Origin of the sequence: Streptomyces sp. NPDC058239 (genome assembly GCF_042882185.1) — a bacterium.
Lineage (GTDB): Bacteria > Actinomycetota > Actinomycetes > Streptomycetales > Streptomycetaceae > Streptomyces.
On the sequence record NZ_JBHVWS010000038.1, the window covers coordinates 70,593 to 94,430 of the forward strand.

18 protein-coding genes, 1 tRNA gene and 1 pseudogene are annotated in these 23,838 nt (G+C 69.0%); 13 read left to right on the forward strand and 7 right to left on the reverse strand.

The annotated features are described in order from the left end of the window. Nucleotides 1-108: 108 nt before the first annotated feature. Both ACFVYE_RS31815 and ACFVYE_RS31820 read right to left on the reverse strand, forming a co-directional pair. Nucleotides 109-1,011, reverse strand: a complete 903-nt coding sequence (locus tag ACFVYE_RS31815; protein ID WP_383973861.1) for a transketolase family protein — start codon at nt 1,009-1,011, stop codon at nt 109-111. A 58-nt stretch (nt 1,012-1,069) separates the two neighbouring features. Beyond that, on the reverse strand, nt 1,070-1,771 hold the full coding sequence (locus tag ACFVYE_RS31820) for a transketolase (protein WP_383973863.1): 702 nt from the start codon (nt 1,769-1,771) through the stop codon (nt 1,070-1,072). 126 nt (nt 1,772-1,897) lie between these two features. Here ACFVYE_RS31820 and ACFVYE_RS31825 point away from each other — a divergent pair. Then, a tRNA-Pro gene (locus tag ACFVYE_RS31825) sits at nt 1,898-1,971 on the forward strand. A 329-nt stretch (nt 1,972-2,300) separates the two neighbouring features. Here the strand turns inward: ACFVYE_RS31825 and ACFVYE_RS31830 are convergent. Beyond that, complete coding sequence (locus ACFVYE_RS31830) at nt 2,301-3,743, reverse strand: hypothetical protein (RefSeq protein WP_383973865.1); 1,443 nt, start codon at nt 3,741-3,743, stop codon at nt 2,301-2,303. A gap of 156 nt (nt 3,744-3,899) precedes the next feature. Then, nucleotides 3,900-6,140, reverse strand: a complete 2,241-nt coding sequence (locus tag ACFVYE_RS31835) for a PQQ-binding-like beta-propeller repeat protein (protein WP_389607829.1) — start codon at nt 6,138-6,140, stop codon at nt 3,900-3,902. Nucleotides 6,141-6,682: 542 nt separating this feature from the next. Between ACFVYE_RS31835 and ACFVYE_RS31840 the strand changes: the two genes are divergently transcribed. Continuing rightward, nucleotides 6,683-8,029: an SGNH/GDSL hydrolase family protein gene (locus ACFVYE_RS31840; protein ID WP_389607830.1), complete on the forward strand. Its 1,347-nt coding sequence runs from the start codon at nt 6,683-6,685 to the stop codon at nt 8,027-8,029. A gap of 54 nt (nt 8,030-8,083) precedes the next feature. On the opposite strand, the gene fusA is transcribed toward ACFVYE_RS31840, so the two are convergent. Beyond that, nucleotides 8,084-10,183 carry an elongation factor G gene (gene fusA, locus ACFVYE_RS31845; protein WP_389607831.1) on the reverse strand — a complete coding sequence of 700 codons (2,100 nt, stop codon included), beginning with the start codon at nt 10,181-10,183 and terminating at the stop codon, nt 8,084-8,086. Nucleotides 10,184-10,828: 645 nt separating this feature from the next. Between fusA and ACFVYE_RS31850 the strand changes: the two genes are divergently transcribed. From ACFVYE_RS31850 to ACFVYE_RS31865, 4 genes are all read left to right on the forward strand, one after another. Beyond that, nucleotides 10,829-11,452: a TetR/AcrR family transcriptional regulator gene (locus tag ACFVYE_RS31850; RefSeq protein ID WP_383973873.1), complete on the forward strand. Its 624-nt coding sequence runs from the start codon at nt 10,829-10,831 to the stop codon at nt 11,450-11,452. Between the two features lie 157 nt (nt 11,453-11,609). Next, a complete protein-coding gene (locus tag ACFVYE_RS31855) occupies nt 11,610-12,998 on the forward strand; it encodes an MFS transporter (protein ID WP_389607832.1) in 1,389 nt (462 codons plus the stop codon). 15 nt (nt 12,999-13,013) lie between these two features. Further along, nucleotides 13,014-14,198, forward strand: a complete 1,185-nt coding sequence (locus ACFVYE_RS31860) for a M20 family metallopeptidase (RefSeq protein WP_383973877.1) — start codon at nt 13,014-13,016, stop codon at nt 14,196-14,198. Between the two features lie 179 nt (nt 14,199-14,377). Continuing rightward, nucleotides 14,378-15,010 (forward strand): class I SAM-dependent methyltransferase, encoded by a 633-nt coding sequence (locus ACFVYE_RS31865; protein ID WP_389607833.1) that lies wholly within the window; start codon nt 14,378-14,380, stop codon nt 15,008-15,010. A gap of 473 nt (nt 15,011-15,483) precedes the next feature. Here ACFVYE_RS31865 and ACFVYE_RS31870 read toward each other — a convergent pair whose 3' ends face one another. Then, nucleotides 15,484-16,362, reverse strand: coding sequence for a DUF2510 domain-containing protein (locus ACFVYE_RS31870; RefSeq protein ID WP_389607834.1), 879 nt, complete (start codon nt 16,360-16,362; stop codon nt 15,484-15,486). A gap of 111 nt (nt 16,363-16,473) precedes the next feature. Next, nucleotides 16,474-17,067 (reverse strand): TetR/AcrR family transcriptional regulator, encoded by a 594-nt coding sequence (locus tag ACFVYE_RS31875; RefSeq protein WP_383978135.1) that lies wholly within the window; start codon nt 17,065-17,067, stop codon nt 16,474-16,476. Between the two features lie 77 nt (nt 17,068-17,144). On the opposite strand from ACFVYE_RS31875, the gene ACFVYE_RS31880 reads away from it, so the two are divergent. From ACFVYE_RS31880 to ACFVYE_RS31910, 7 genes and pseudogenes are all read left to right on the forward strand, one after another. Next, a complete protein-coding gene (locus tag ACFVYE_RS31880; RefSeq protein WP_383978132.1) occupies nt 17,145-18,677 on the forward strand; it encodes an AMP-binding protein in 1,533 nt (510 codons plus the stop codon). Then, on the forward strand, nt 18,674-19,453 hold the full coding sequence (locus ACFVYE_RS31885) for a crotonase/enoyl-CoA hydratase family protein (protein WP_389607835.1): 780 nt from the start codon (nt 18,674-18,676) through the stop codon (nt 19,451-19,453). Before ACFVYE_RS31880 ends, ACFVYE_RS31885 begins: the two co-directional genes overlap by 4 nt. 48 nt (nt 19,454-19,501) lie before the next feature. Then, nucleotides 19,502-19,684, forward strand: a pseudogene (locus ACFVYE_RS31890) (LD-carboxypeptidase); the annotation flags it as partial. A 204-nt stretch (nt 19,685-19,888) separates the two neighbouring features. Further along, nucleotides 19,889-20,623, forward strand: coding sequence for a FadR/GntR family transcriptional regulator (locus tag ACFVYE_RS31895; RefSeq protein ID WP_383978128.1), 735 nt, complete (start codon nt 19,889-19,891; stop codon nt 20,621-20,623). A 158-nt stretch (nt 20,624-20,781) separates the two neighbouring features. Then, a complete protein-coding gene (locus tag ACFVYE_RS31900) occupies nt 20,782-21,549 on the forward strand; it encodes a (Fe-S)-binding protein (RefSeq protein ID WP_383978125.1) in 768 nt (255 codons plus the stop codon). Further along, nucleotides 21,546-23,090 carry a lactate utilization protein B gene (locus tag ACFVYE_RS31905; RefSeq protein WP_389607836.1) on the forward strand — a complete coding sequence of 515 codons (1,545 nt, stop codon included), beginning with the start codon at nt 21,546-21,548 and terminating at the stop codon, nt 23,088-23,090. Before ACFVYE_RS31900 ends, ACFVYE_RS31905 begins: the two co-directional genes overlap by 4 nt. After that, complete coding sequence (locus tag ACFVYE_RS31910; RefSeq protein ID WP_383978120.1) at nt 23,087-23,719, forward strand: lactate utilization protein C; 633 nt, start codon at nt 23,087-23,089, stop codon at nt 23,717-23,719. Before ACFVYE_RS31905 ends, ACFVYE_RS31910 begins: the two co-directional genes overlap by 4 nt. Nucleotides 23,720-23,838 lie beyond the last annotated feature (119 nt).

Consider the following 23,838-nt stretch of genomic DNA (forward strand, 5'->3'; position numbering starts at 1 on the left):
TCAGGTCTTGATGGGGTCAATGGGCCGGGAGCGCACTCTGTGACTTCGGGGCTTGTGGCGCAGGCCGGGGGAGAGCGGTTGCCCCGGTCCGAGGGCCACCGCCCCCGGTCATCGGCGGAGGAACCCGCCGATATGCTCCCGCAGCCCCCGCGGATCCAGGCCATGGGCGGCGAGGTGCTCGTCCATTTCCCCGTACTTGCGCAGCTCGGCCCGCCCCACCCCGAGGCCCAGCACTCGGTGCGGTACCTCGGCGAGCGCGTCATTGGCCGCGGCGGTGGACGTGCCCGCCAGATACGGTTCGACGATCACCACATCGGCGGCCCCGTGATCACCGGCCGCCCGCCGCAGCCCGGCCCCGTCGAAGGGGCGCACCGTCGTCGCGTACAGCACGGTCACATCGAGGCCGTCGGTCGCCGCGAGGACATTGTCGAGCATCGGCCCGACCGCGATCACCACCCCGCCCTTCCCCTCCCGCACCGCTGTGAACCCGGTCCCCGCGCCGACCGGCCGCACCCGGTCGTTGGACTGCAGCGAGAGCCGTACGTACACCCGGCCGTCCTCGGCCGCGGCCTGCCGCAGCAGCTCCTCGGCCTCGTCAGGGTGGCCCGGGACGTGCACCGTCCAGCCGTCGAGGGTGTCCATGAGAGCGACATCGCCCGGTGACATATGGGTGAAGCCGCCGGCCGGCCAGTCGTACGAACCCCCGGCGCTCACCAGCACCCCGCCCACTCCCTGATGGCCGAAGTCGAGCTTGACCTGCTCGAACGGCCGCTCGATCAGAAAGCTGGCGAAGGTGTGCACGATCGGCCGCAGGCCGGTGAGCGCCATCCCGGCGCCCGTCCCGATCAGCAGCTGTTCCCTGATTCCCACATTGACGACCCGGTCCGGATGGGCCCGCGCGGCCCGGTCGAAGCCGTCCCGGCTGATCTCGGCCAGCACCAGCGCGAGGCGGGGGTCCTCGTCCAGCAGCTGTGAGGTGGTCGAGATGAAGCGGTCACGCATCGTGTCCATGTGAAGTGTCCCTCTCCGGTTTCGTTGCTTCTGTCTCTTCGGTATTCGCCCGGTGCGTTCAGTTCTTGGGGTCGACACGCGCGACCACGGCCCGCGGCCGCCCGGGGTGTGGCGCCGTGAAAGCCGCGTACAACGCCTCGTGGTCCCGTCCGTCGACGGAGTCGACCGACCACCCCGCAGTCTCGAACCGGACCGCGATGCCGCCGGGCCGGCCGTAGGACGCCGACGCGTTGTCGATCACCACGGTGTGCAGCTGCTCCAGCCCGGCCGGGCCTGCGAACGCCAGCGCCTCGTGGTTGCTGCCCTCGTCCAGCTCGGCATCCCCGATCAGCACCCACACCCTCGGGTCGGTCAGCCCCTGGGCCCGTAGACCCAGCACGCTCCCCACGGCCAGCGGCAGCCCGTGCCCCAGCGACCCGCTGCCGATCTCGACCCCCGGCGCCAGCGTCCGGTCCGGGTGGTGCCCGAGCGGTGAGTCGTAGGCCCCGAACCCGGCGAGCAGCTCCTCGCCGAAGAAGCCGTGCGCGGCCAGGACCGCGTAGTACGCCATCGGACCGTGCCCCTTGGACAGCAGGAACCGGTCGCGGTCGGGCGCGTCGGCGGTGCCGGGCGTCACCCGCAGCACCCGGTCGTACAGCACCCAGAGGGCATCCAGCGTGGAGGTGGCGGCGGGGCCGTGCTTCTCGTCCCCCGTCATCAGGCTCATGAGCCGGTTCATGTCGCGGTAGTCGCCCATGGGCGCAGCAGTCGTGTTCGTCATGGACCCAGCGTTGAACATCAAGTTTGGTTGAGGTCAAGCCGGGAAAGGCGTTCGTGAGCACCCGTCGAAGTGCGGTATTGTTCTCATGCGCGTTCGGCCAGGGGAAACCCCAGGTCAGGCGGGTATCGGGACGTGGCGCAGCTTGGTAGCGCACTTGACTGGGGGTCAAGGGGTCGCAGGTTCAAATCCTGTCGTCCCGACAGAGATGTCGGATTTTCCGCAGGTGAGGGGCGCTCTTCGGAGCGCCCCTCACGCATGGGCGGAATCGTTCCGGGAGCCCTCTTCCGCGCCCAGTGCTGTCATCGCTCCGAGTCGCCGTCGGCGGCTTCCCTTCACAATGATTGCCGATCGCCCGATCCTTGTGGGTTCGTGGTGCTCCTGTCCGGTCGGACCTGATGGGGGCTGCACGGACCGGTTGCCGACTGTGCGTGCTGCGCGATCCGCTCCGAGTGCGTGCGTACGAGCAGGCGCACGGCGCGTGCCTGCGTCACGCCCTGATCGGCGCATGCCCGTCGCGCCGCCCTTCAGGTCAGTTGCCCGCCGTCCACAGAGCCGCCTGCGGAGCCGACTGTGTAAGCGTCCTCTCGCCCGTCCAGTCGATGAAGGAGGTGCCGGGCAGATAGTCCTGCTGGAGGAAGAACGCCCGTGTGATCCGTGTGACCTTCACGGACGCGCCGGTCTCCTGGACGGGTGTACGCAGCCCGACGACCTCCGCGACGTCCGACGGCTTCGTCCCCACAGGCAGCTCGATCGTGGTCGCCGCCGCGCCATTGCGGGTGATGGACCACGAGGCGACGTCGTGGTTGGACGTGTACAGCTTGTCGCTCCCCTTGAGCCGCACCCCGATGGACAGGCCCACGTTACCGGCCTGGTCCGACGGCGAGGTCGTGTGGGACACCGCGAGGTACAGGTAGGTGCGCTGATCGCCGAGGTCCGGAGTATCCGGGTTCGAAGGGGATTCGACCTGGCCCTCACGGGTCATCTCCTGCCCCATGACGGGGTAGAGCCACGGATTCATGTCCATCATGTGCTCCCGCGTCCGACCTGCGGGCAGCGACTCGATCGGTGCGAGGGAGAACCGCATGGGGTCGTCGACCTTGTCGCACAGGTTGTTGTTGGAGGTGCAGGTCTCCAGCAGCGGGCGGCTGTTCTCGTACGAGCCGGCGAATTTCAGCGTTTGGTGGTTGGGTGCCTGGTAGACGCCCGTGCCGGGGACCGGCTTGCCCTCGGCGTCGACTTCGACACGGTAGGCCCACTCGATGTCGGTGGTCCGGCCCCAGCGTGCCATCAGCGCAGGCGAGTTGGTGCCGCCGTCCTCGTTGCTCCAGATCACCGTGTACTGGATCACCTTGTGGCCGGCGGTCTGCGCCGGGGAGATCTCGTGATAGGCGAAGACCGGGGTGTCGGTCGTGCTGCTCTGGAACCGATCACCCAGATCCGGCAGGTTCCGGCCATAGAGTACGGGTGCGTTCTTCAGCACGAGTGCCTCATCGCTCTCCTCCCCGTACATCCGGACCGAGACGTCGTCGAGCTGCGCTCTGCTCGCTCCCTGCGGAGAGCGGTCGTCGGCGAAGCGGAACCGCAGTTTGTGCGGCCCCTTCTTGAGGTGGCCCAGGGTGAAGCTGCGGGTGATCGGCTGATCCGAGGGGATCACGATGTCGGTCGCGTAGCGCCCGTCGACGTATGCCGATACGACCGCGGACTCACTGCCCTTGATCCCCCAGGAGACCCCCGGCGCCCGGGAGTTCAGCGATACCACAGCCTCCCCCGCCCGATCCGCGAGGAAGGGAACGGTCCGTGCGGGCTTGCCGCGCTTCACGGTGACGGTGGGTGTGTCCGCCTTCCGCACGTCTGTTGCCGCGGCCGGAGGTGTGAACAGCCCGACTGCCGATACGGCAAGGAGGACCGCTGCCGCGCCGCTCCCCAGCCCTACCGAGGTGGTGCCGAGCCGTGACACGCGAGTGTCGTTCATCGTTGATTTCCTTTCAGATCTTCTTACACATGAAGCCTTGACGAGGATGCAGCGGACCGGCGTCGGCCGGGCCATGTGGACGCCAAGCGCAGTTGAACTTCCCGGTCGGCGACGTCGTGACTTCGCACGGGTTCCAGGAGGGTGAGCCAGGCGCGTTCACGGCAATGCGATGCCGTGCACGACGCCGTCCTGATCACCCACCACCAGAGTGTTGTTGACGACCGCGGGGCTGCTGAAGGTGAAAGCGAGCGTGTGCTGCAGCCACCCCCGCCGCGTGCCGTCGGCGATGCGTAGGCCGATGAGTTTGCCGTCCACGGATTGGATCCAAGCGGTGTTCTCATGGACGATCGCGCCCGCGTTGAACACCCGGACGTCCAGCGGGGTCTGCCAGATCGTGTGACCCGTGGCCAGATCGACGCGGCTGACGACGCCGTATTCGGTGGTGAACAAGGCCGTGGCGTCCCGGAGAACGACGGTCGGGGCGTACATCGCGCTCCCCGAAAGCGTCCACCGCAGCGCTCCGGTGGCGGCGTCGAGGGCGTACGAGCGGGAGACATTTGCGACAATGGCCATGCCGTGGCCGAGAGCCACTACGTTGTCCCATCCACTGTGCAGGGCCAGTGAGAATTCGTCGCCCGAGGCCATCCGGTACGACCACAACTCCTTGCCGGTGGCGGCGTCGTGGGCCCGCGCGTAGCCGTCGGCGGCCGCGGTGTAGACGCGTTGGCCGTCGCACGCGGCCCGCCCGGCGGAGAACCCGCGGCCGGCCACGGACCAGACCTTGCGGCCCGTCGCCGCGTCGAGCGCGAAGAGTGTTTCGCCGGCGGAGACCATCACCAGCGGTGTGCCGCCGACCGTGCTCACCGACGGTGCGCTGATCACCGGAGCACCGGCATCGAACTGCCAGGCCGTGCGTCCGGTCGCGGCGTCGAGCGCGTACAGCCGGTGGTCGGTGCTGGGTACGTAAACCATGCGGGCGTCCGTGCCGACCGCGGGCCGCCGGTAGACAGGTCCGAGCCGGGCACGCCACAACAGGACGGCGCTGCCGCCGCGAGTGCTTCGCAACGCGGTCACCGTGCCGCTGCTGGAGGCCGCCACGACGGTGCCTTCAGCGGGGTTCACCGGGGCGACTCCGGCCTGGACACTCCCGGGCAGTTGGTGTCGCCAGCGCTCCTTCGGGTCCTCGGTCCCGCGCGGCGCGTCGAACAACGCCACGTCTTCCCACCACGCGCCGTCCTGGGCCAGCACGCGCACCTGCAACCGCTGCCGACCCGGGGCCATCGCGGAGACGTCGACCGTACCGGACCACCGCCGGCCCCCCGGGGTGCTGCCTGCGGCGGTCAAGTCCTGCCACGCACCGGCCCAGGTCCCACCGAATACCTCCTGCGGATACGGCTGCGCCGACACTCGCTGTGGCTCGGCATGGTTGCCGACCTGGATGGTCACCGGCAGCCGCCCGCCGGCCACCGCGCCCAACCGAACGCTGAGCGGCCGCTGTCCGAGTCCCTGCCCTGCACCGGCCAGCGGGACGACGGCTATCGCGGTCGTCGTCTCGGACCCGTCCGAGGCCAGGGCGACGCGGCTTATCCGCAGTTGAGGGGTGCCGTCGGCCGCCGCCCCCTTCTCGATCCAGTAATAGGCGGGGCCGTTCTTGACCGCGCCGAACCCGACCTGGGTGAGTCCGTTGAACCGGCAGACGTCCTCGGCGTGGATGTGGCCCGCGAGGATGCCTCGTACGTTGTGGCCGGCCAGAACATCGAGCAACTGCGGCTTGTCGTCGAGAAGGTAATAGACCCGGCCCACCGGAAAGTGCTGGAACAGCACGGCCGGGGTCCCCGGAGCCATCCTGCGCAGATCGGCTTCCAGCCATGCGAGCCCGCTCGCCCCAAAGTGGCCGGGCTCCTGCAGCACCTGCGTCGGGTCGAATCCGATGAAATGGACTCCGCCCGCATCGAAGGAATACGGTGCCGGCCCGAAGTGGGAGTGGTACAGCTCCTTGGCCGTGTGGTCCCAGCGCGTCTCATGGTTGCCCGGCGAATAATGGATCCTGCCGCGCAGGGAGTCGGGGATCGTCTGCCCGTACAGGACGTACTCGTCGGCCTGACCGGAGTCGGTGATGTCGCCGCAGTGCAGGACGAAGTCGGGGTCACGTCGTGCCATGGAGGCGAAGACCTGGGTCATCCACCCCGTGCGCTGCGGGGCGTGCACGTTGAGGTGTGTGTCGGAGACGAGGCCGAACCGCAGCCCACCGTCGGATTCCCGTGTAGCCGCGCCCGCCGGTGCGGCCCCAAGCAGCGTTGCGAGACCGGCCGTTGCCAAGGTGGCGCCGCCGAGACCGAGGAGCGTGCGACGGTGCATTGCGTGCGAGCACGGCTCGTGGCCGTCTGTGACCACCATCGGGTGTTTCCCTTTCGTCGGATGATCTACGGCGAAAGGCTCGCTCGATGAGATGAAGGGCGACCTACCGGGCGTCACTGGTTACGTGAATGGCACGCACCATGCGTGGACGCCCGTGCGGCGCTTCCGGCAGACGGTGCGGTGGTTCAGGGGCCTTGCGCCGGTCGGTGGACGGGCGCTTGCGGGTCGGCCGGCGTCCCCCGCTGTTCCAGTCAGGTGCCGCTTCCGCGCGTACCGAACTGCCCCGGTTCGCACACCATGTGCCCGCACGTCCCGCGCGACGGCCTCGTCGGACCCCGGTCAGAAATGAACCGGGCCGTGCTGTTGGACACGCCCTGGACGTCCAGCCGTTCACCCATCGGAACGCCCAAGGGTCGCTTCTTGAAACCTGGACGAAATCTTTCGAAGTATTGACCGAAATTTATCGGAGAGGCTAGCCTGCCGCGTGAATCCCGGGCACGGGTGAAGACGTCATTCATGTATCTGGACATCACTTCAGTCCGCTCTGCTGCTTTCCCCACCCATTCAAAGGGGACACAACCGTGAACCGTAGGTCGTCGATCACCACCCTGATCGCTGCGGGGGCGCTCGCCGCCACCGTCGCCGCCGTACCCCAGGCGCTCGGAGCGGGGGGCACCCCGGGCCCGGGCGACGCCCCGGGGCCGAAGGAGCCGAACGCCCACTGGGTGAGCACCTGGGCATCGATGCCGCAGCTGACGGAGCCCGGCAACATGCCCCCGGCACCGTTCACCCAGGACGACTCCGTGATGACGGACACCACGCTCCGGCAGACCGTCCATGTCTCGGTCGGCGGTGACCACATCCGGCTGCGCTTCTCCAACGCGTTCGGCGCCGCAGCGCTGCCGATCACCAAGGTGTCTGTGGCCCTGCCGCTCGACGGCAAGGCCGGCACCAGTGCGATACGGACCGGGAGCACGCACGAGGTGACCTTCCAGGGGCGTTCCTCGGTGTCGGTCCCGGTCGGTGCGCAGGTGGTCTCCGACCCGCTGGACTTCACGCTCGAACGGGGTTCCAACCTCACCGCGACGGTCTATCTGGCCACCGGTCAGGCGACCACCTCCATCACGTCCCACCCCGGTTCCCGGACCACCTCCTATCTGAAGGCCGGGGACCACGTCGCGGACCCGGACCTGTCCGCGGCTGCCACCACCGACCACTGGTACTTCCTCAGTGGTGTCGAGGTCTGGTCCCGGAGTGCCACCTCGGCGGCCGTCGTGCTCGGTGACTCGCTGACCGACGGCCGGGGATCCACCACCAACATGAACGACCGCTGGCCAGACCGGCTGTTGGAGCGGCTGGAGGCCCAGCCGGGCACGGCGCAGACCGCGGTCGTCAATCAGGCGGCCGGCGGGAACCGGTTGCTGAACGACGGTCTTGGACCCAACGGACTGGCCCGGCTGGACCGTGACGTCCTGGCACAGAGCGGGGTCGACCGGCTGCTCGTCTTCGAGGGGGTCAACGACATCGGTACAGTCGATGCCACACCGGCGGCCCAGAAGCAGGTCGCGGCCGACCTCATCGCGGCTTACGAACAGATCATCACCCGGGCCCACACGATGGGCATTCGGGTGTACGGCGCAACGCTGACCCCGTTCGGAGCCAATACCCCCTACGACGACCCGGACGGCTACCGGGAGGAAGCCCGGCAGACGGTGAACACCTGGATCCGCACGAGCGGTCGCTTCGACAGCGTGCTCGACTTCGACAAGGTCGCACGCGATCCGCTCAACCCCCGCCGGCTCAGGGCGTCGATGGACGTCGGCGACCATCTGCACCTCAACCCGTCGGGCTACCAGGCGCTGGCGGACGCCGTCCCGACCCGGCTGTTCCGGCCGGCACCGCTTCCCAGGGGCTTCGGCTACAACTGACCACCCCGCGCCTTGGACGGCCCCGCCCGTGTACGGGCGGGGCCATCGAAGGTTCTACCGGTCCGGTGTCCCGCGGGGCACCGCGCTCGGTGCCGGGGCGTAACCGGTGGCCCTGGTGGTGAACGTTCCCCGGCCCTGGGTCCGGCTGCGCAGCCGGGTCGCATAGCCGAACAGCTCGGCCAGCGGCACGGTCGCGGTGATCACCGACGTGCCGGCCCGAGCAGTCGAGCCCGAGACCCGGCCGCGCCGCGCCGCCAGGTCACCGAGCACGCCGCCCACGGCGTCATCGGGCACGGTGACCGTGACCTCGACCACCGGTTCCAGCAGCACCATCACGCTGCTGCGCAGCGCCTCACGGAGCGCGAGCCGGCCGGCCGTCCGGAACGCCATCTCCGAGGAGTCCTTGGAGTGGGTGGCCCCGTCGGTCAGCGTGACCCGCAGTCCGGTCACCGGGTGTCCGCCGAGGGGGCCCTCGGCCAGGGCATCCCGGCAGCCGGCCTCCACCGCCCGGACGTACACCTGCGGCACCCGGCCACCGACGACGGTCGACCGGAACCCGAAGTCCACTGCACCGTCACCGCCGTTGTCACCGGCGGCTTCCAGCGGCTCCACATCGAGGACGACGTGAGCGAACTGGCCGGCACCTCCGTCCTGCTTGATGTGCCGGTACACCAGTCCGGATACGCCGCGGCCGACCGTCTCCCGGTAGGCCACCTGCGGCCGGCCGACACCGATCTCCAGCCCGTGAGCACGACGGATCTTCTCCACCGCGACCTCCAGATGCAGTTCCCCCATTCCGGACAGCACCGTCTGACCGGTCTCGGGGTCGGTCCGGACCGCCAGCGAAGGATCCTCCTCGACCAATCGCACCAGCGCCGACATCAGGCGATCGGTGTCGATGCGTCTGCGGGCCTCGACCGCCACGGAGACGACCGGATCGGCGACGGAGGGCGGTTCGAGAACCAATGGCGCCGCGGGTGTGCACAGGGTCGCCCCGGCACGGGCGGCTTTCAGCCCGATCACCGCGACGATGTCCCCGGCCACCGCCTGGTCCACATCCGAGTGCTGTCCGGCCTGTACCCGCAGGATTCGGCCGATTCGCTCGTTGCGTCGCGCGCCCACGTCCAGCACCGCGTCCCCCTTCCGGATCGTTCCCGAATACACCCGCAGATAAGTCAGCCGCCCCGTGGCGGTCGAGTTCACCTTGAACACCAGCGCGGCGAACGGTGCCGCCGGGTCGGCGGACCGCTCCTGCACCGCGCCGTCCAGGGTGCCGCGTACCGCCGGCACATCCTGCGGCGAGGGCAGGTAGGCCACGACGGCCTCCAGCAGCGGCTCGATCCCCCGGTTGCGGTAGGCCGAACCGCACAACACCACAACGCCCTCACCGGTACGGGTCAGGTCGCGCAGCGCGGCGGCCAGAGTTCGTGCGGAGACCGTCGACTCCGTGCAGAACTCCTCCAACGCGACCGGATGGAGTTCCGCCACCGTCTCCTCCAGCAGCCGGCGGCGCCGGTGCGCCTCTTCCCGCAGGACGTCCGGCACCCGGCCCTCCTCGAACGTGCCGCGGCCGTCGGCCCAGACCAACGACCGCATACGCAGCAGATCCACCACCCCGGTGAACCCGCCCTCCTTTCCGATCGGCAGCTGTACCACCAGCGGGACCGTGTGCAGCCGCGACCTTATCGACGCGACCGCCGTGTCGAGGTCGGCACCGGCACGGTCCAGCTTGTTGACGAACGCGATTCGCGGCACCCCGTGCCGATCGGCCTGCCGCCACACCGACTCGCTCTGCGGTTCGACCCCGGCGACAGCATCGAACACCGCGACCGCGCCGTCGAGCACCCGCAGCGAGCGCTCGACCTCGTCGGAGAAGTCGACATGGCCCGGGGTGTCGATCAGATTGATCCGGTGGCCGTCCCAGGCACAACTCACCGCAGCGGCAAAGATGGTGATCCCGCGGTCGCGTTCCTGGGAATCGAAGTCGGTGACTGTCGTCCCGTCATGGACCTCGCCCTGCTTGTGGGTGGTGCCCGTGAGGTAGAGGATCCGTTCGGTGACGGTGGTCTTGCCGGCATCGACGTGGGCGAGGATGCCCAGATTACGAACGCCGGTCAGTGCACTGGTGAGATGACGGTGCAGGTCGGTACGCACGGCCCATGGCCTTTCGGAGTGATCCGGATCGGGTCGGCGCAATTCCCGGACGAACCGGCCTGTGGTCAGGCCCCGAAGAAACCCCTGATACGGCGCACGCACCGCATCGGTGCACAGCCGCCGGGGCGGCTCAACACCGGTAAGAAAGGGGTCATTTGTTCGTCACGGACATCCGGTGCCGGCCGCGCAGCAGGCACCGGGCCCACGAGGACACCAGGATCACCTCGTACCGCGACTGGGGGACGACGACAGCGGTGCGGTAACGCACGGTCGGTCTCCCCTCACCCGTCACGGTGCGCGCTGCGATGTCGTTGCAGCGCGCGATTGGTGGCGAGTGTAGTGAACCCGGTGCGGGCAGTTCACCGGGTTTTTCCGCCTGACGCCGCACCCGTCGGCGCGCCCCGTGCGTCAGCCGGTCAAGCGGCGGGGTGTCCCCGTGCCGGCTGCCGTCAACGGCTCAGAAGCTATACAAGCTGTATCCGAATAGTAGGTGGACGTCTTCTGTACCTGCCAAAATGGTCGAGGGGATTCGGATACGCGATGTTTAGGTTTGGCCATTGACGCGTGGTACCGCGATCCGTAGGTTGAGCCGTCCGAGGGCGAGCCGGCCAGGCGCTCGAACCATCACAAGCTCGGAGTCCGACCGTGTCCAAGCGCACCCCTGCGGAGGAACCGACCCCTGCACGTCCCGGCCGTCCCCGGGATCCGGAGGTCCGCCGCAGAGTGCTGGACGCGGTTGCGGAGCTGCTGGCCGAGCTCGGCTACCTCGAACTCACCATTGACAAGGTCGCGGCCAGAGCGGGGGTCACCCGCAAGACGGTGTACCACTGGTGGCCCAACAAGCCCGTGCTGGTCGGCGATCTGCTGGTCCGGGACGCTCTTGTCGATCTGGTGCCGGACCTCGGGGACACCAGGCGCGAGCTGCGCCTTCTCTTCGACATGGTGCTGCGGGACGTGCGGGGCGAGCACGGCGCACTGCTGCCGGCACTGTGGGCCAACATGGGTGACCCGTCCGTGATGGAACGGTTCCGCCGCGAGGTCCTGCTGCCGCGGCGTCAGGACGCCCGGGCCACGGTGCAACGCGGAATCGCGCGCGGTGACATCCCGGCCGACGTCGATGTCGATCTGCTGCTCGACACATGGTCAGGGGTCGCGCTCTTCCGCACCGAGGTCCGATCGGACATCTTCCTCGCCGACCAGGCCGACGAACTGGTCGACCTGGCCATGAAGGGGCACGTGCCCCGGATCCGCTCCCGCTCCACCGACTGAGCAGGCCCCCCGCCCTGCGGCATCGCGGCCACCGCACTTCCCCTTTCACCTCTTTCTTCTTCACGGCTTCGGTTCAAGCTGCCCTCCCACTCGCTTCGGAGGTACACCCATGCCCAAATCCGTGCCAAGGCCGGTCAACGCGACGCGCACCTTGGTCATGACGATGTCTCTGGTCGAGGTCACCAGCGGCCTCACACAGCAGTACCTCTCCCCGCTTCTGCCGGGCATCGGCGAGCGGGGCGGCATCACGACGGCTCAGCTCAGCTGGGTCTTCGTGATCCAGAACGTGAGCATGGCCGTACTCACTCCCGTCATATCCCGGCTCGGCGACAGTCACGGTTACCGGCGCGTCCTACGGGCGTCGGTCGCCTTGGTGACCCTGGGGTCGCTGTTGATGGCGCTGCGGCCGACCTTCGCGATCCTCACGACCGGTGCGGCTCTGCAGGGCGCGGTGGTCGGCTTCATGCCGCTGATGATCGGAATTCTGCGCAACCGGGCCGGCGACGATGCCTCCCGCCGCGGCATCGGCACGCTGGTCAGCGCCCTGCTCCTGGCGACCGGCTTCGGCGGGATCGTGGCGGGGGCGGTCGGGGCGAGTGATCCGCGGCTGGGTCTTTGGGTCGGTGTCGCGGCCGGTGTACTCGGCCTTGCCGCCTGCGTGGTCATGCCCGACGCCACCGCTCGCCCGACTGCCGAGAAGTTCAATATGGCGGGGTTCGTGCTGCTTACGGTCGGCCTGGTCGGTGTCGTACTGGCCCTGTCACAGGGCGGCGCCTGGGGCTGGGCGTCCCCGGCGACCCTCCTCACCGGCGTGCCGGGCCTCGCCTCCCTGGTTCTCTGGCCATTCGCCGAGCTGCGGTCCCCGCATCCCATGGTGGACGTACGGGCATTCCGGAACCTGCGGCTCACCGCTCTCAGCGCCGTGACGTTCTTCGTCGCCTTCGCCACGATCGGGTCGATCGCCACCAACGCCACCTTCTTCGGCGCCGACCGTGCGAAGACCGGATACGGCTTCGGCCTGAACGCGAACCAGATCGGCTGGGCCCTGCTGGTCTTCACCCTGGGCGGCATCGTCGCCTCGGCCCTCACTCCGACTGCTCTGCGCCGCATCGGGGACCGGGGCACCCTCGTCGTGGGCGGACTCGCCACCGCCGTGGGCTTCGGCGGCCTGGTGTTCATGCACAACAGGCTGTCCGAGGTCCTGCTGCTGTCGGTCCTCGACGGAATCGGCCTCGGCGTCTTCGAAGCCGCAACCCGCGCCCTGTCCGTGGAGGCGGTCGCGCAGGAGGACACCGCCATCGCCGCCGGAATCAACGAACTTGTGCTTTCCCTGGGCGCGGCTGTCGGCGCCGCCGCACTCAGCGCCGCACTGACGGGGTACTCCGACGCCACCGGCCGCGTGGCGCTCGGCGGCTACATCACGGGCTGGGCGCTCTGCTGCGGTGCGGGCCTCCTCGCCGCAGTCGCCGCACTGTTCCTCCGTGGGTCCGGCCCACGACCGACTCATGACTCCGATGCTGCCACCCGCTCCGCCGCCCTTTCCTGAAAGAGAGACCCGCCGATGAGTACCCCGGAACTGCGAGAAACGGTTCGCGAGTGCGCCGAGTCCTGGCGTGAGCGACTCGTTGAACTGAGCCATCGTCTGCATGCCGAACCGGAGCTCGCCTTCGAGGAGCACCGCTCCGCCGCGGCGATCGCCGCACTTGCCGAATCGGCCGGGTTCACGGTGGAGACCGGTGTCGGAGGGCTGCCCACGGCCTTCTCCGCCGTCCGCGGGTCGGGGGAACTCGTCATCGCGTTCTGTGCGGAATACGACGCGCTGCCCGGACTGGGCCACGCCTGCGGACACAACGTCAACGGCGCCGCGGCGCTGGGCGCGGCCATCGCGCTGGGCCCGGTCGCCGACCGGCTCGGTATCACCGTAAAACTGCTCGGCACCCCGGCCGAAGAGGACGCGGGCGGCAAGGTCTACCTGATCGAGGCAGGTCTGTTCGACGATGTGGCCGCGGCAATGATGGTGCATGCGGACGCGTCGGACCGGGTCGGCTCCTCCTCCCTGGCCATCGGCGGCTGGGAGATCGCCTATACCGGGCGGGCGGCTCACGCCGCCGCGGCGCCCTGGGACGGCGTGAACGCACTGGACGCGCTGACTGTCGCACAGACCTCGATCGGTCTGCTGCGCCAGCAGTTGCCGCGCGACTGCATGGTGCACGGCATCGTCACCGACGGAGGCAGTGCTCCCAATGTCATCCCCGATCGGGCTGCCGCCCGCTTCGAGGTGCGGGCGGCGAGCCTGGACCGGCTTCGCGGGCTCCAGGCCCGGGTGCGGGCGTGTTTCGAAGCCGGCGCGCTGGCCACCGGGGCCGAGCTGCGGATGGAGCCGCGGGGCAAGGACTTCGCGGATCTGCGCCAGGACGACGGCATGTCCGCGATCTATGCCCGTGCGGCCGAAGCCCTCGGCCGCACGGTGAGCCGTGAGCCCGCGATCGGCGGCTCCACGGACATGGGCAATATCTCGCACCTGCTGCCCACCATCCACCCCATGATCGGCTACGACACGGGCGGAGCGAGTCAGCACACCGTCGAGTTCGCCGCGGCGGGCACCACCCCCGGCGCCGACAGGGCCGTACTCGACGGCGCGATCGCCATGGCGTGGACCGCAGTCGGGCTCGCCACCGACCCGGTCCAGCGCGACCGGCTGCTGACGGGGGTCCGCGACCGGGCCTCAGCGGTCACGCATCGCTGAGGACTGCTGTGCCGGTCGGCGCAGTTGCCCGTACCGAGAATCGGTGTTCCCGTTCCCCTCGTTCGTCCACCGGGTGCATTGAAGCCCATGTGCCTTGCCCGGAAGGGTCGTTGAAGACAGCCGTGAATGATGAAACGATCTCCTCCGGGGTCTGCGGGGCAACGAAGGGAATCACATCGATGGACGAAGACCACGGCCTTCCGGCCGCGACCGTGTTCGACGCTCTGGGTGTCGAGTACGAGCGGGCGTTCGCCGACTCGGCCACCCACCACGCCTCGCTGAAACGGCTGTTGGAGCACATCGCACCGCACAGCCGGGTCCTGGACGTGGGCTGCGGAACAGGCCGGCCGACCGCGCAGACCCTGGTCGACGCCGGTCATGATGTGCTGGGTGTCGATGTCTCGCCCGTCATGGTGGACCTGGCGGCCCGACAAGTTCCCGGTGCGTCGTTCGAGTGTGCCGATATTCGTGAACTCCCCCTGGAAGAAGGGAGTTTCGATGCGGTCTGCGTGTACTTCTCGTTGCTGCAGATGTCCCGCGACGAGCAGTCCCGACTCCTCGGGAAGCTGGGGCGACTGCTGGTCCCCGGAGGCCATCTGGTCGTCGCGACGGTGCCGCTGGACGTCGAGGACGTCAGCGTCGTCTTCATGGGACAGAAGGTGCAGGCGACCAGCTTCGGCGCCGACGAATTCACCGAGTTGGTCACCGGGGCCGGATTCACGGTCCTGTGGGAGCAGAGCGGCCTGTTCACCCCGGCCTACGAAGCAGCGGTGGCCGAGCCCCAGTTGTTCCTGCACTGCCGACGGGTCTGACACACCGCGCGCCCGCCGCGCCGGGAGTGATACCCCAAGCACAAAACCCCCGGGCCCCACGTCGGCACCTTCCCCACCGCCCCGCTGGACAAGAGCGCCCGGGTGCTTGCAGACGTTCAGCGGACCCTTCCACCTGTTGAGCGCGTGCCTGCCGCATCTGCGCCACTGCGCGGGCGAGACGGGTACAGGCTGCCCACCCCTGGTGACCATCGCGTTGACCGGCGTCATCGGATCCGTCGCCATGGTCTTGGCCAGCAGCACGCCGATCACCAGCGGGGCCAAGGTCACGGCCAGGGTCGTACCGGCGGTGGCGACGTGCTGCATGCGGGGGCGGGGCGGTGCGTCAGGAGCCATGGGTGTCATTCGATCAGCGATGGCCCGGTGTGGAATCGGACGACGTACTCAGTCCGGTCGTCCTTTCGTACTCACCGGTGTACGACGCCCGCCCCGCCGGCGGATCGTCCGCCACGCTCCTACGCGGTGGTGCCGGGACCGGAAGTTCCCGATGCGGCCTTGATGCCCTTGGTGATGTCGTCCATGACGGAGAGCTCCGGCGCCTTGGTATTGATGTCGAAGCCGGAACGGACGACGATCAGTGTGTCCTTGGAGCGGGGGGACGGGAACGCCAGCGACTGGACGTACCCGTCGTCGCCGCTCTTCGTCACCACTTTCCAGCGCACCAGATAGCCCTGCTCACCGGCCACGGAGACCGGCCCCGACTTGAGCTCCTGATGCGAGGTGATGCCTCCGTAGATCTTCTCGCCGTAGGACTCCGTCGCGTTGGCGGAGATGTCCTTCGTCGCCGTGGCCTTCGCCGTTGTGGTGTCGAGCTTCAGGGCCTTCGCCGGCATGGAGAACACCCCGCCGCGCACGCACTCCTGGGCCGTGTCGCCGGGACAGGCGTACTCGCCCGTGGTCACTCCCGCGCCCGCGATGCCCGACTTGCCCGTCCAGCCGTCGGGCACCGGGAGGCTGATTCCGCTGGCCAGGTCCGTGGCGTAGCCGTCCTCGGTCTGCGGTACCTGCTGCTCGGGTGCCTGGCTCTCGCCGCCGCCTCCGGGTGCGCCCGGCCCGCGGCCGGGCGCACCGGAAGGTGCGGTGGACGGGGCAGTGGCCGCGCTCTCCTTCGAATCGCCGGAATCGTCCGACAGCAGAAAGAGGCCGCCCCCGATGGCGGCGAGCACCACCACACCTGCGGTGATGCCGATACGCATCCGGCGGCGCCGGATCGTGGCGGGCGGCACTCGGAGGTGGTCGGTCCACTGGTTGCCGTCCCACCAGCGTTCGTGAACGGGGCCAATTCCTGTATACCCGGGGTCTGGATGCCAGCCGGGCGGGCTCGTCTGGGTCACGCAGCCCACCGTAGAACGGTTGCGTGAGAATCGGATGAGTCCACCGGATCAGATTGGTCCACCGGATCAGATGAACCGGGCAGATCGGGCGAACATGGTGAATCACGTGAATCAGGTGAGGAAGCGCTCCGCCCACAGCCGCAGCATCTCGTCCCCGAACGCCGGGTCCTCGCGAAGCACGCTGGTGAGCGCCAGCCCCCGGTGCAGGACCAGCAGCGATTCGCAGAACATGGGGAAATCGTCGCGCGCCGCGACCTCCGGCCCGAAGATGCCTGAGATCACGGCGCGCTGGGCGGCGCCCACCTCCCGTTCCGCGGGCAGCAGGGCCGCCTTGAGGCCGGGATCGGTGCGGGCCGCGAGCCACAGCTCCAGGCCCGCGAGAAAGTGCGGTCCCGACATCGCGGTACGCAGCAGCGCGAGCCCGTGTTCCGGATGCGGGGCGCCCCCGTCCGTCTCGGCGCGGATGTGTGCGAGGCGCAGCTCGGCGACATGGTGGGTCGCCGCCGCCAACAGATCGGCCTTGGATGCGAAGTGGTGCAGCAGCGCGCCCCGTGACACCCCGGCCCGTTCCTGCACCCGCTGGGTGGTCGTACCCGCGAAACCGTGCTCCACCAGGCATTCGATCGTGGCGTCGAGAAGCCGTTGCCGGGTCTCCTCCCTTCGCTGCTGCTGGGTGCGTCGGGCGGGTGGCGTGACGGGGGGCATGGCGCGAGCCTATGACACGGGAATGAACCAACAAACAGTCTGGACGGACTGTATTTGGCGGGTCTATGGTCCGGCACATGCTTGCTGTAGACCTGGTTCGCCGCGGTGCCGCGCGTTTCGCAGGACGTACCGCCGTGCATTTCGAAGACCGTTCCCTCACCTATGAGGAGGTGGACGAGGCCGCAAACCGCCTCGCCCATGTCCTGGCCGGCCTCGGCGTCTCACGGGGCGACCGCGTCGGGCTGCTCCTCGGTAACGGGCTGTGGTCCGTCTCCGTCGACTTCGCCTGCCTCAAGGCCGGTGCCGCCCGCGTCCCCCTCAACGGCCGGCTCTCCGCTGCCGAACACACCCGTATGCTCCGGGACACGGGTGTCACACTGCTGGTGTACGGGCCCGATCTCGCCGAGCGGGCGCTCGAACTGGGCTCGTCGGTGGCCGGGTTGAGGCTCGCCTGCCTCGGGGAGTCCACTCATGCGGACCACCTCGACCTGATGGCCGCGATGCGCGGGGCGAGCGCCACCGACCCGATGCTGCCCGCCGCGCCGGACGACGTCATCCTCGTCCTCTACACCTCCGGCACCACCGGCACGCTCAAGGCGGCTCAGCACACCCAGGCGAGCTATGCCGCGATCACCGCGAACATCCTGTCCAATCTCGTCTCGCCGGGCCGGGACGATGTGATGTTGCATGCCGCGTCCCTCATCCACGCCAGCGGCACCTTCGTGCTGCCGTACTGGGTGCGGGGCGGCGTGTCGGCCGTCCTCGGCGGCTTCGATCCGGACGAATACCTCGCCGCCATCCCCCGGTACGGGGTGACCGCCGTCAACCTCGTCCCCACCATGCTCGGCATGCTCTTCGCCGAAGGGCGGGCCGAGCGCGCGGACCTCGCCCGGCTGTCCACCGTCGTCTACGGCGCCGGCCCGATGCCGCGCCCGCTCATCGAGCACGCTCTGGACGCCTGGGGCCCCAGATTCGTCCAGTACTTCGGCCAGACCGAGGCGCCGCTGTGCCTCACCGTGCTGGACAAGGACGACCACGCCGAGGGCGGCGCGCTGCTCGGTGCCGCCGGGCACCCCGCCGTCGATGCGCAGCTCGCCCTCACCGACGAGGACGGCGCCCCGGTCGCGCCCGGTGAGATCGGCGAAGTGCGCGTCAAGGCCCCCTTCGCCATGACCGGTTACTACAACGAGCCCGGGCTGACCGCGCAGAGTCTCGGCCCCGACGGCTGGGTCCGCACCCGCGACCTCGCACGCTTCGACGACCGTGGCTACCTCCACCTCGTCGACCGCAGCAGCGACATGATCATCACGGGTGGCTACAACGTCTACCCGCGCGAGGTCGAGGATGCGCTCGCGAGCCACCCCGCCGTCGCCCAGTGCGCTGTCGTCGGTGCTCCCGACCCCACCTGGGTCGAGGCCGTCACCGCCTTCGTCGCCCTGCGAACGGGAGCCGAGGTATCCGAAGCCACCCTGCGCGAACATGTACGTGCCCGGCTGGCCGGGTACAAGGTTCCGAAGACTGTGCACTTCGTGGAAACCATTCCGTACTCCCCGGTCGGCAAGATCCTCCGCCGGGCACTGCGCGATCCCCTGTGGGAGGGCGAACGATGAGCGAAGATCCTGCGGTACGGATCGAGCGCGACGGCTCCGTGTTCACGGTGATCCTCAGCCGGCCCGAGGTCCGTAACGCCGTCGATGGCCCGACGGCGGACCAACTGGCCGATGCCTTCCGCCAGTTCGAGGACGACCCGGCTGCGGCCGTCGCCGTGCTGTGGGGCGAGGGCGGCACGTTCTGTGCCGGTGCCGACCTGAAGGGCATCGGTACGGAACGCGGCAACAAGGTCCTGGCCGAGGGCGACGGGCCCATGGGTCCGACCCGTATGCGCCTGAGCAAGCCCGTCATTGCGGCGGTAGCGGGGCATGCGGTGGCCGGAGGGCTGGAGCTGGCCGTCTGGTGCGATCTGCGGGTGGCCGAGGACGATGCGGTGTTCGGGGTGTTCTGCCGCCGCTGGGGGGTGCCGCTCGTGGACGGCGGAACCGTGCGGCTGCCGCGTCTGATCGGTGAGAGCCGGGCCATGGACATGATCCTCACCGGGCGACCGGTCCCGGCCTCCGAGGCGTACGCCATCGGGCTCGCCAACCGGATCGTCCCGCCGGGTGAAGCCCGCCGTGCGGCGGAGCAACTCGCCCGGGAGATCGCCGGGTTCCCGCAGCTGTGTCTGCGTCACGACCGGCTCTCGGTGCGCGAGCAGCACGGTCTGAGCGAGCCGGACGCCCTGGCCTCGGAGTACCGGCACGGCCTGGTGCCGCTGACTGCGGGAGAGACACAGGCCGGTGCCGACCGCTTCGGGGGCGGTGCGGGCCGCCACGGGGTCTTCGCCGACTGAACGAGAAATTCGAGGGACCCCGGGTACCGCGGCACATACGCTCATCGGATGTCGACATGCCTGTACCCCGCCAAGCCCCGGCCGGGCGATCGCGTCGCCGTGCTGTCGCCCTCGTCCGGTCTTCCCGGCATCCTGCCCCTGCCCTTTGAGTCGGGACTGCGCAGACTGCGGGAGGAGTTCGGGCTCGAACCGGTGGAGTACGCGGCGACTCGAAAGATGGGCTCCACCCCGTTCGGCGGGAACATCGAGGTGGACGGAGTGGGCCGCCGCATCGTCGTCACATACTGAGAGACCGCAGGCGTCGCGAGGGCCGCCCCCGGCGGTCCCGCACGTCGCGACCTTTGGTCCGACCATACGTGATGTGTGACATAGTTGGAGATCGGGCAGCAGATACGACGGCAACCGGACGATTCCGGCCGAGGCAGGGGGTGACGGATGCCCGTCGAGTGGCAACCTGTACGGCAGTCCCGTACGCATGAACTCGTGCTCCAGAGCATCGAGCAGCGGGTGTTCGCCGGTGAGCTCAGGGCCGGCGACCGGCTGCCGCCCGAGCGTGAGCTCGCGCCCGTTCTCGGGGTCAGCCGGTCCGCGCTGCGTGAGGCGCTGAGGGTGCTGGAGACCATCGGTGTGCTGGTCGCCCAGCCGGGCCGGGGAGCGGACTCCGGGGCGCGGATCGTACGCAACCCGGACGACGCCCTCGGCCGGCTGCTGCGTCTGCACTTCGCCCTCGGCAGCTACAGCCTCCATGACGTCCTGGAGGCGCGCGTCGTGCTGGAGAGGTCGAGCTTCGAGGCGGCCGCGCGGCATGCCTCGAAGGAGGACCTCGATGAGGCGGAGGCCCTGGTCGTACGGATGGGGGAGCCGGATGTCGAGGTTCCCGAGTTCAATGACCTGGACACCCGGTTCCATGTACACATCGCCCGCAGCTCCGGCAATGAACTGACCTCCACGCTCACCTCCGCCGTACGCGAGTCGGTGCGCCCGCTGATCCTGCGAGCCCTTGAGGAGGCCGAGGACTGGCCGGCCACGGCCGCCGCGCTCAACACGGAGCACACCGAACTCCTGCGGCTGGTGCGCGCGGGCAAGGGTGCGAAGGCTGCCGACCTGGTCGAGCAGCACATCCGCAGCCTCCATGGCACGCTCGTCGACGAGAGCTCCGAGCGGCTGTAGGAACGGTGATCGACGACCGGTGCGCCGGCCTTCCACCGAAAATTGACAGGGACATGACTGAATGCCCACGCCGCTCCGGCGTGCCGCGACCTTCACGTTCCGGACCGAGGGTAGTATGGTCAGACCATAAAAATTGGAGAATCGATCGGAGAGACCCCATGCGCATCGGACTCTTCGCCACCTGTCTGGGAGACACGCTCTTCCCCGAGGCGGTGAAATCGACTGCGGTCCTGCTCGCCCGCCTGGGCCATGACGTGGTGTTCCCGCCGGGACAGACCTGCTGCGGTCAGATGCACGTCAACACCGGATACCAGCGCGAACCCGTGCCCCTGGTGCGGAATTTCGCCGAGCAGTTCGGTGACGCGTCGATCGACGCCGTAGTCATGCCGTCCGGATCGTGCGCGGGCTCGGTCCGCCATCAGCACGAGATCGTCGCCGAGCGGTACGGGGACGCGGCGCTGCGCGCGGGTGTCGCCACCGTCAAGGCCAAGACGTACGAGCTGTCGGAACTCCTCGTCGACGTCCTGGACGTGACCCAGGTCGGCGCGTACTTCCCGCACCGGGTGACGTACCACCCCACCTGCCACTCCCTGCGCATGCTCCGGGTCGGCGAGAAGCCGCTGAAGCTGCTCCGCGCCGTCGACTCCATCGACCTCGTCGAGCTTCCCGAAGCCGACTCCTGCTGCGGATTCGGCGGCACCTTCGCCGTCAAGAACGCCGAGACGTCGACGGCCATGCTCCAGGACAAGATGCGCAACATCGCCACCACCGGAGCCGATGTCTGCACGGCGGGCGACTCGTCCTGTCTGATGCACATCGGCGGCGGGCTCTCCCGCATCAAGTCGGGCACCCGCACCCTGCACCTGGCGCAGATCCTCTCCTCCACCCGCACCTCGCCGTACGTCCCGACGGAGGCCGTCCGATGAGCAGCACCTTCCTCGGCATGCCCGCCACCCCGCCCCGTTCCCCGTACGGAACGGGAAATCTGCGCGGCGACCGGACGTTCCCCGATGCGGCCCACGACGAACTGCGCAATGAACAACTGCGCCGCAATCTCGGCAGGGCCACCCGCACGATCCGCACCAAACGCCTGAATGTCACCGGTGAACTGCCCGACTGGGAAGAGCTGCGCGACGCCGGCTCGGCCATCAAGACCGACACCATGAACCGGCTCCCCGAACTCCTGGAACAACTGGAGCGCAAGGTCACCGAGCGCGGCGGCACCGTCCACTGGGCGCGCGACGGAGTCGAGGCCAATGAGATCGTCACCCGGCTGGTCAAGGCGACGGGCAGCGGTGACGTCATCAAGGTCAAGTCGATGGCCACCCAGGAGATCGGCCTCAACGAGCACCTCGAATCGGTCGGCATCACTCCGTACGAGACGGACCTGGCCGAACTGATCGTCCAGCTTGCGCACGACAAGCCGTCGCACATCCTGGTGCCGGCGATCCACCGCAACCGCGACGAGATCCGGCAGATCTTCCTCAAGGAGATCCCGGGCGTCGACCCGGGCCTCGACAACGTACCCGCGCATCTCGCCGCCGCGGCCCGCGCCTATCTGCGTCAGAAGTTCATGACGACCAAGGTGGCGATCTCGGGCGCCAACTTCGGTATCGCCGAGACCGGCACCCTCTGTGTCGTCGAGTCCGAGGGCAACGGCCGCATGTGCCTGACCCTGCCCGACACCCTGATCACCGTCATGGGCATCGAGAAGGTGCTGCCGCGCTATCAGGACCTCGAAGTCTTCCTGCAGTTGCTGCCGCGCTCCTCCACAGGTGAGCGGATGAACCCGTACACCTCGATGTGGACCGGTGTGACACCCGGCGACGGACCGCAGGACTTCCATCTGGTCCTGCTCGACAACGGCCGCACCGCCGCGCTCGCCGACCGGATCGGGCGCGAGGCGCTCAACTGCATCCGCTGCTCGGCCTGTCTCAATGTCTGCCCGGTGTACGAACGGGCCGGCGGTCATGCGTACGGATCGACGTACCCCGGACCGATCGGCGCGGTCCTCACCCCGCAGCTCGCCGGGATGCACGCGGCCAAGAACGACCCCAACAGCTCTCTGCCGTACGCCTCCAGCCTCTGCGGTGCCTGCTTCGACGCCTGCCCGGTCAAGATCGACATTCCGTCGCTGCTGGTCGAGCTGCGCCACCAGCACACCGAGCAGTCCGGTACGACGGCGGAGAAGCTGGCCATGAAGGCCGCGGCCGGAGTGATGAAGAGGCCGAGGCTGTTCACCGCCGCGCAGAAGGGTGCGGCGATCGGCCGCGTCATCGCCGGGCGGGACGGGAAGATCTCGCACCTGCCGCCGCCGTTCAACGGCTGGAGCGACAGCCGCGACACCGCCGCCCCGCCGAAGCAGTCCTTCCGCTCCTGGCTGGCATCGGCCGAAGGCGCCGCGACGATGCGGGCCGCCGCCGACGAGCACGAGCAGAACCGGAAGAATAAGGAGGAGGAGAAGTGACGACCGCTCGCGAAACGGTGCTGGGCAGGATCAGGGATGCTCTGGCCCTCGCCCCGACCCCGGACACCACTGCCTGCCGCGCCTACCGCACCGGCCGCAGCGTCCCCGACGACGAGCGCCTGGCCCTCTTCACCGACCGGCTCGTCGACTACAAGGCACAGGTGCACACCTGCACCGCGGACCGCACGGCGCAGGTCGTCGCCGAGGTGCTGCGGGAGCGCGGTGCCCGGCGGATCGGTGTGCCGGCCGGACTCGACGCGGCGTGGCTCGACGCGTACGACGGTGAGGTCCAGCAGGACTCCGCCGATATTCCGGCTCCCCGGCTCGACGCATTGGACGGGGTCGTCACCGCCTCGGCGGTCAGCTGTGCGGAGACCGGCACGATCTTTCTGGACGGCTCACCGGACCAGGGGCGGCGGGCGCTGTCCCTCGTTCCCGATCTGCATGTGTGTGTCGTCGACCTGTCGACGGTCGAGGCCGGGGTGCCGGAGGCGGTGGCCCGGCTGGTGCCGGAGCGGCCGACGACGCTGATCAGCGGTCCTTCGGCCACGTCCGACATCGAACTGGAGCGGGTGGAGGGCGTGCACGGTCCGCGCACACTGGCCGTGGTGATCAGGACGGACGTGTAGGGACGGGCGGGGGGTGGGGGGGGGGGGCCGGGCCCCCCCCCCCCCCCCCCCCCCCCCGGGCGCGGGCCGGATTAATAAAAAAAAAAAACAACACCCACCAAAACAAAAAAAAAAAAAAA

What these genes read in the sequence shown, in the direction of transcription:
- ACFVYE_RS31900 (WP_383978125.1), top strand. Translation starts at nt 20,782, where the DNA reads ATGCGCATCGGACTCTTCGCCACCTGTCTGGGAGACACGCTCTTCCCC.
- ACFVYE_RS31905 (WP_389607836.1), top strand. Translation starts at nt 21,546, where the DNA reads ATGAGCAGCACCTTCCTCGGCATGCCCGCCACCCCGCCCCGTTCCCCG.
- ACFVYE_RS31875 (WP_383978135.1), bottom strand. Translation starts at nt 17,067, where the DNA reads ATGCCCCCCGTCACGCCACCCGCCCGACGCACCCAGCAGCAGCGAAGG.
- ACFVYE_RS31885 (WP_389607835.1), top strand. Translation starts at nt 18,674, where the DNA reads ATGAGCGAAGATCCTGCGGTACGGATCGAGCGCGACGGCTCCGTGTTC.
- ACFVYE_RS31830 (WP_383973865.1), bottom strand. Translation starts at nt 3,743, where the DNA reads ATGAACGACACTCGCGTGTCACGGCTCGGCACCACCTCGGTAGGGCTG.
- ACFVYE_RS31880 (WP_383978132.1), top strand. Translation starts at nt 17,145, where the DNA reads ATGCTTGCTGTAGACCTGGTTCGCCGCGGTGCCGCGCGTTTCGCAGGA.
- ACFVYE_RS31835 (WP_389607829.1), bottom strand. Translation starts at nt 6,140, where the DNA reads ATGGTGGTCACAGACGGCCACGAGCCGTGCTCGCACGCAATGCACCGT.
- ACFVYE_RS31860 (WP_383973877.1), top strand. Translation starts at nt 13,014, where the DNA reads ATGAGTACCCCGGAACTGCGAGAAACGGTTCGCGAGTGCGCCGAGTCC.
- ACFVYE_RS31820 (WP_383973863.1), bottom strand. Translation starts at nt 1,771, where the DNA reads ATGACGAACACGACTGCTGCGCCCATGGGCGACTACCGCGACATGAAC.
- ACFVYE_RS31865 (WP_389607833.1), top strand. Translation starts at nt 14,378, where the DNA reads ATGGACGAAGACCACGGCCTTCCGGCCGCGACCGTGTTCGACGCTCTG.
- ACFVYE_RS31855 (WP_389607832.1), top strand. Translation starts at nt 11,610, where the DNA reads ATGACGATGTCTCTGGTCGAGGTCACCAGCGGCCTCACACAGCAGTAC.
- ACFVYE_RS31815 (WP_383973861.1), bottom strand. Translation starts at nt 1,011, where the DNA reads ATGGACACGATGCGTGACCGCTTCATCTCGACCACCTCACAGCTGCTG.
- ACFVYE_RS31895 (WP_383978128.1), top strand. Translation starts at nt 19,889, where the DNA reads ATGCCCGTCGAGTGGCAACCTGTACGGCAGTCCCGTACGCATGAACTC.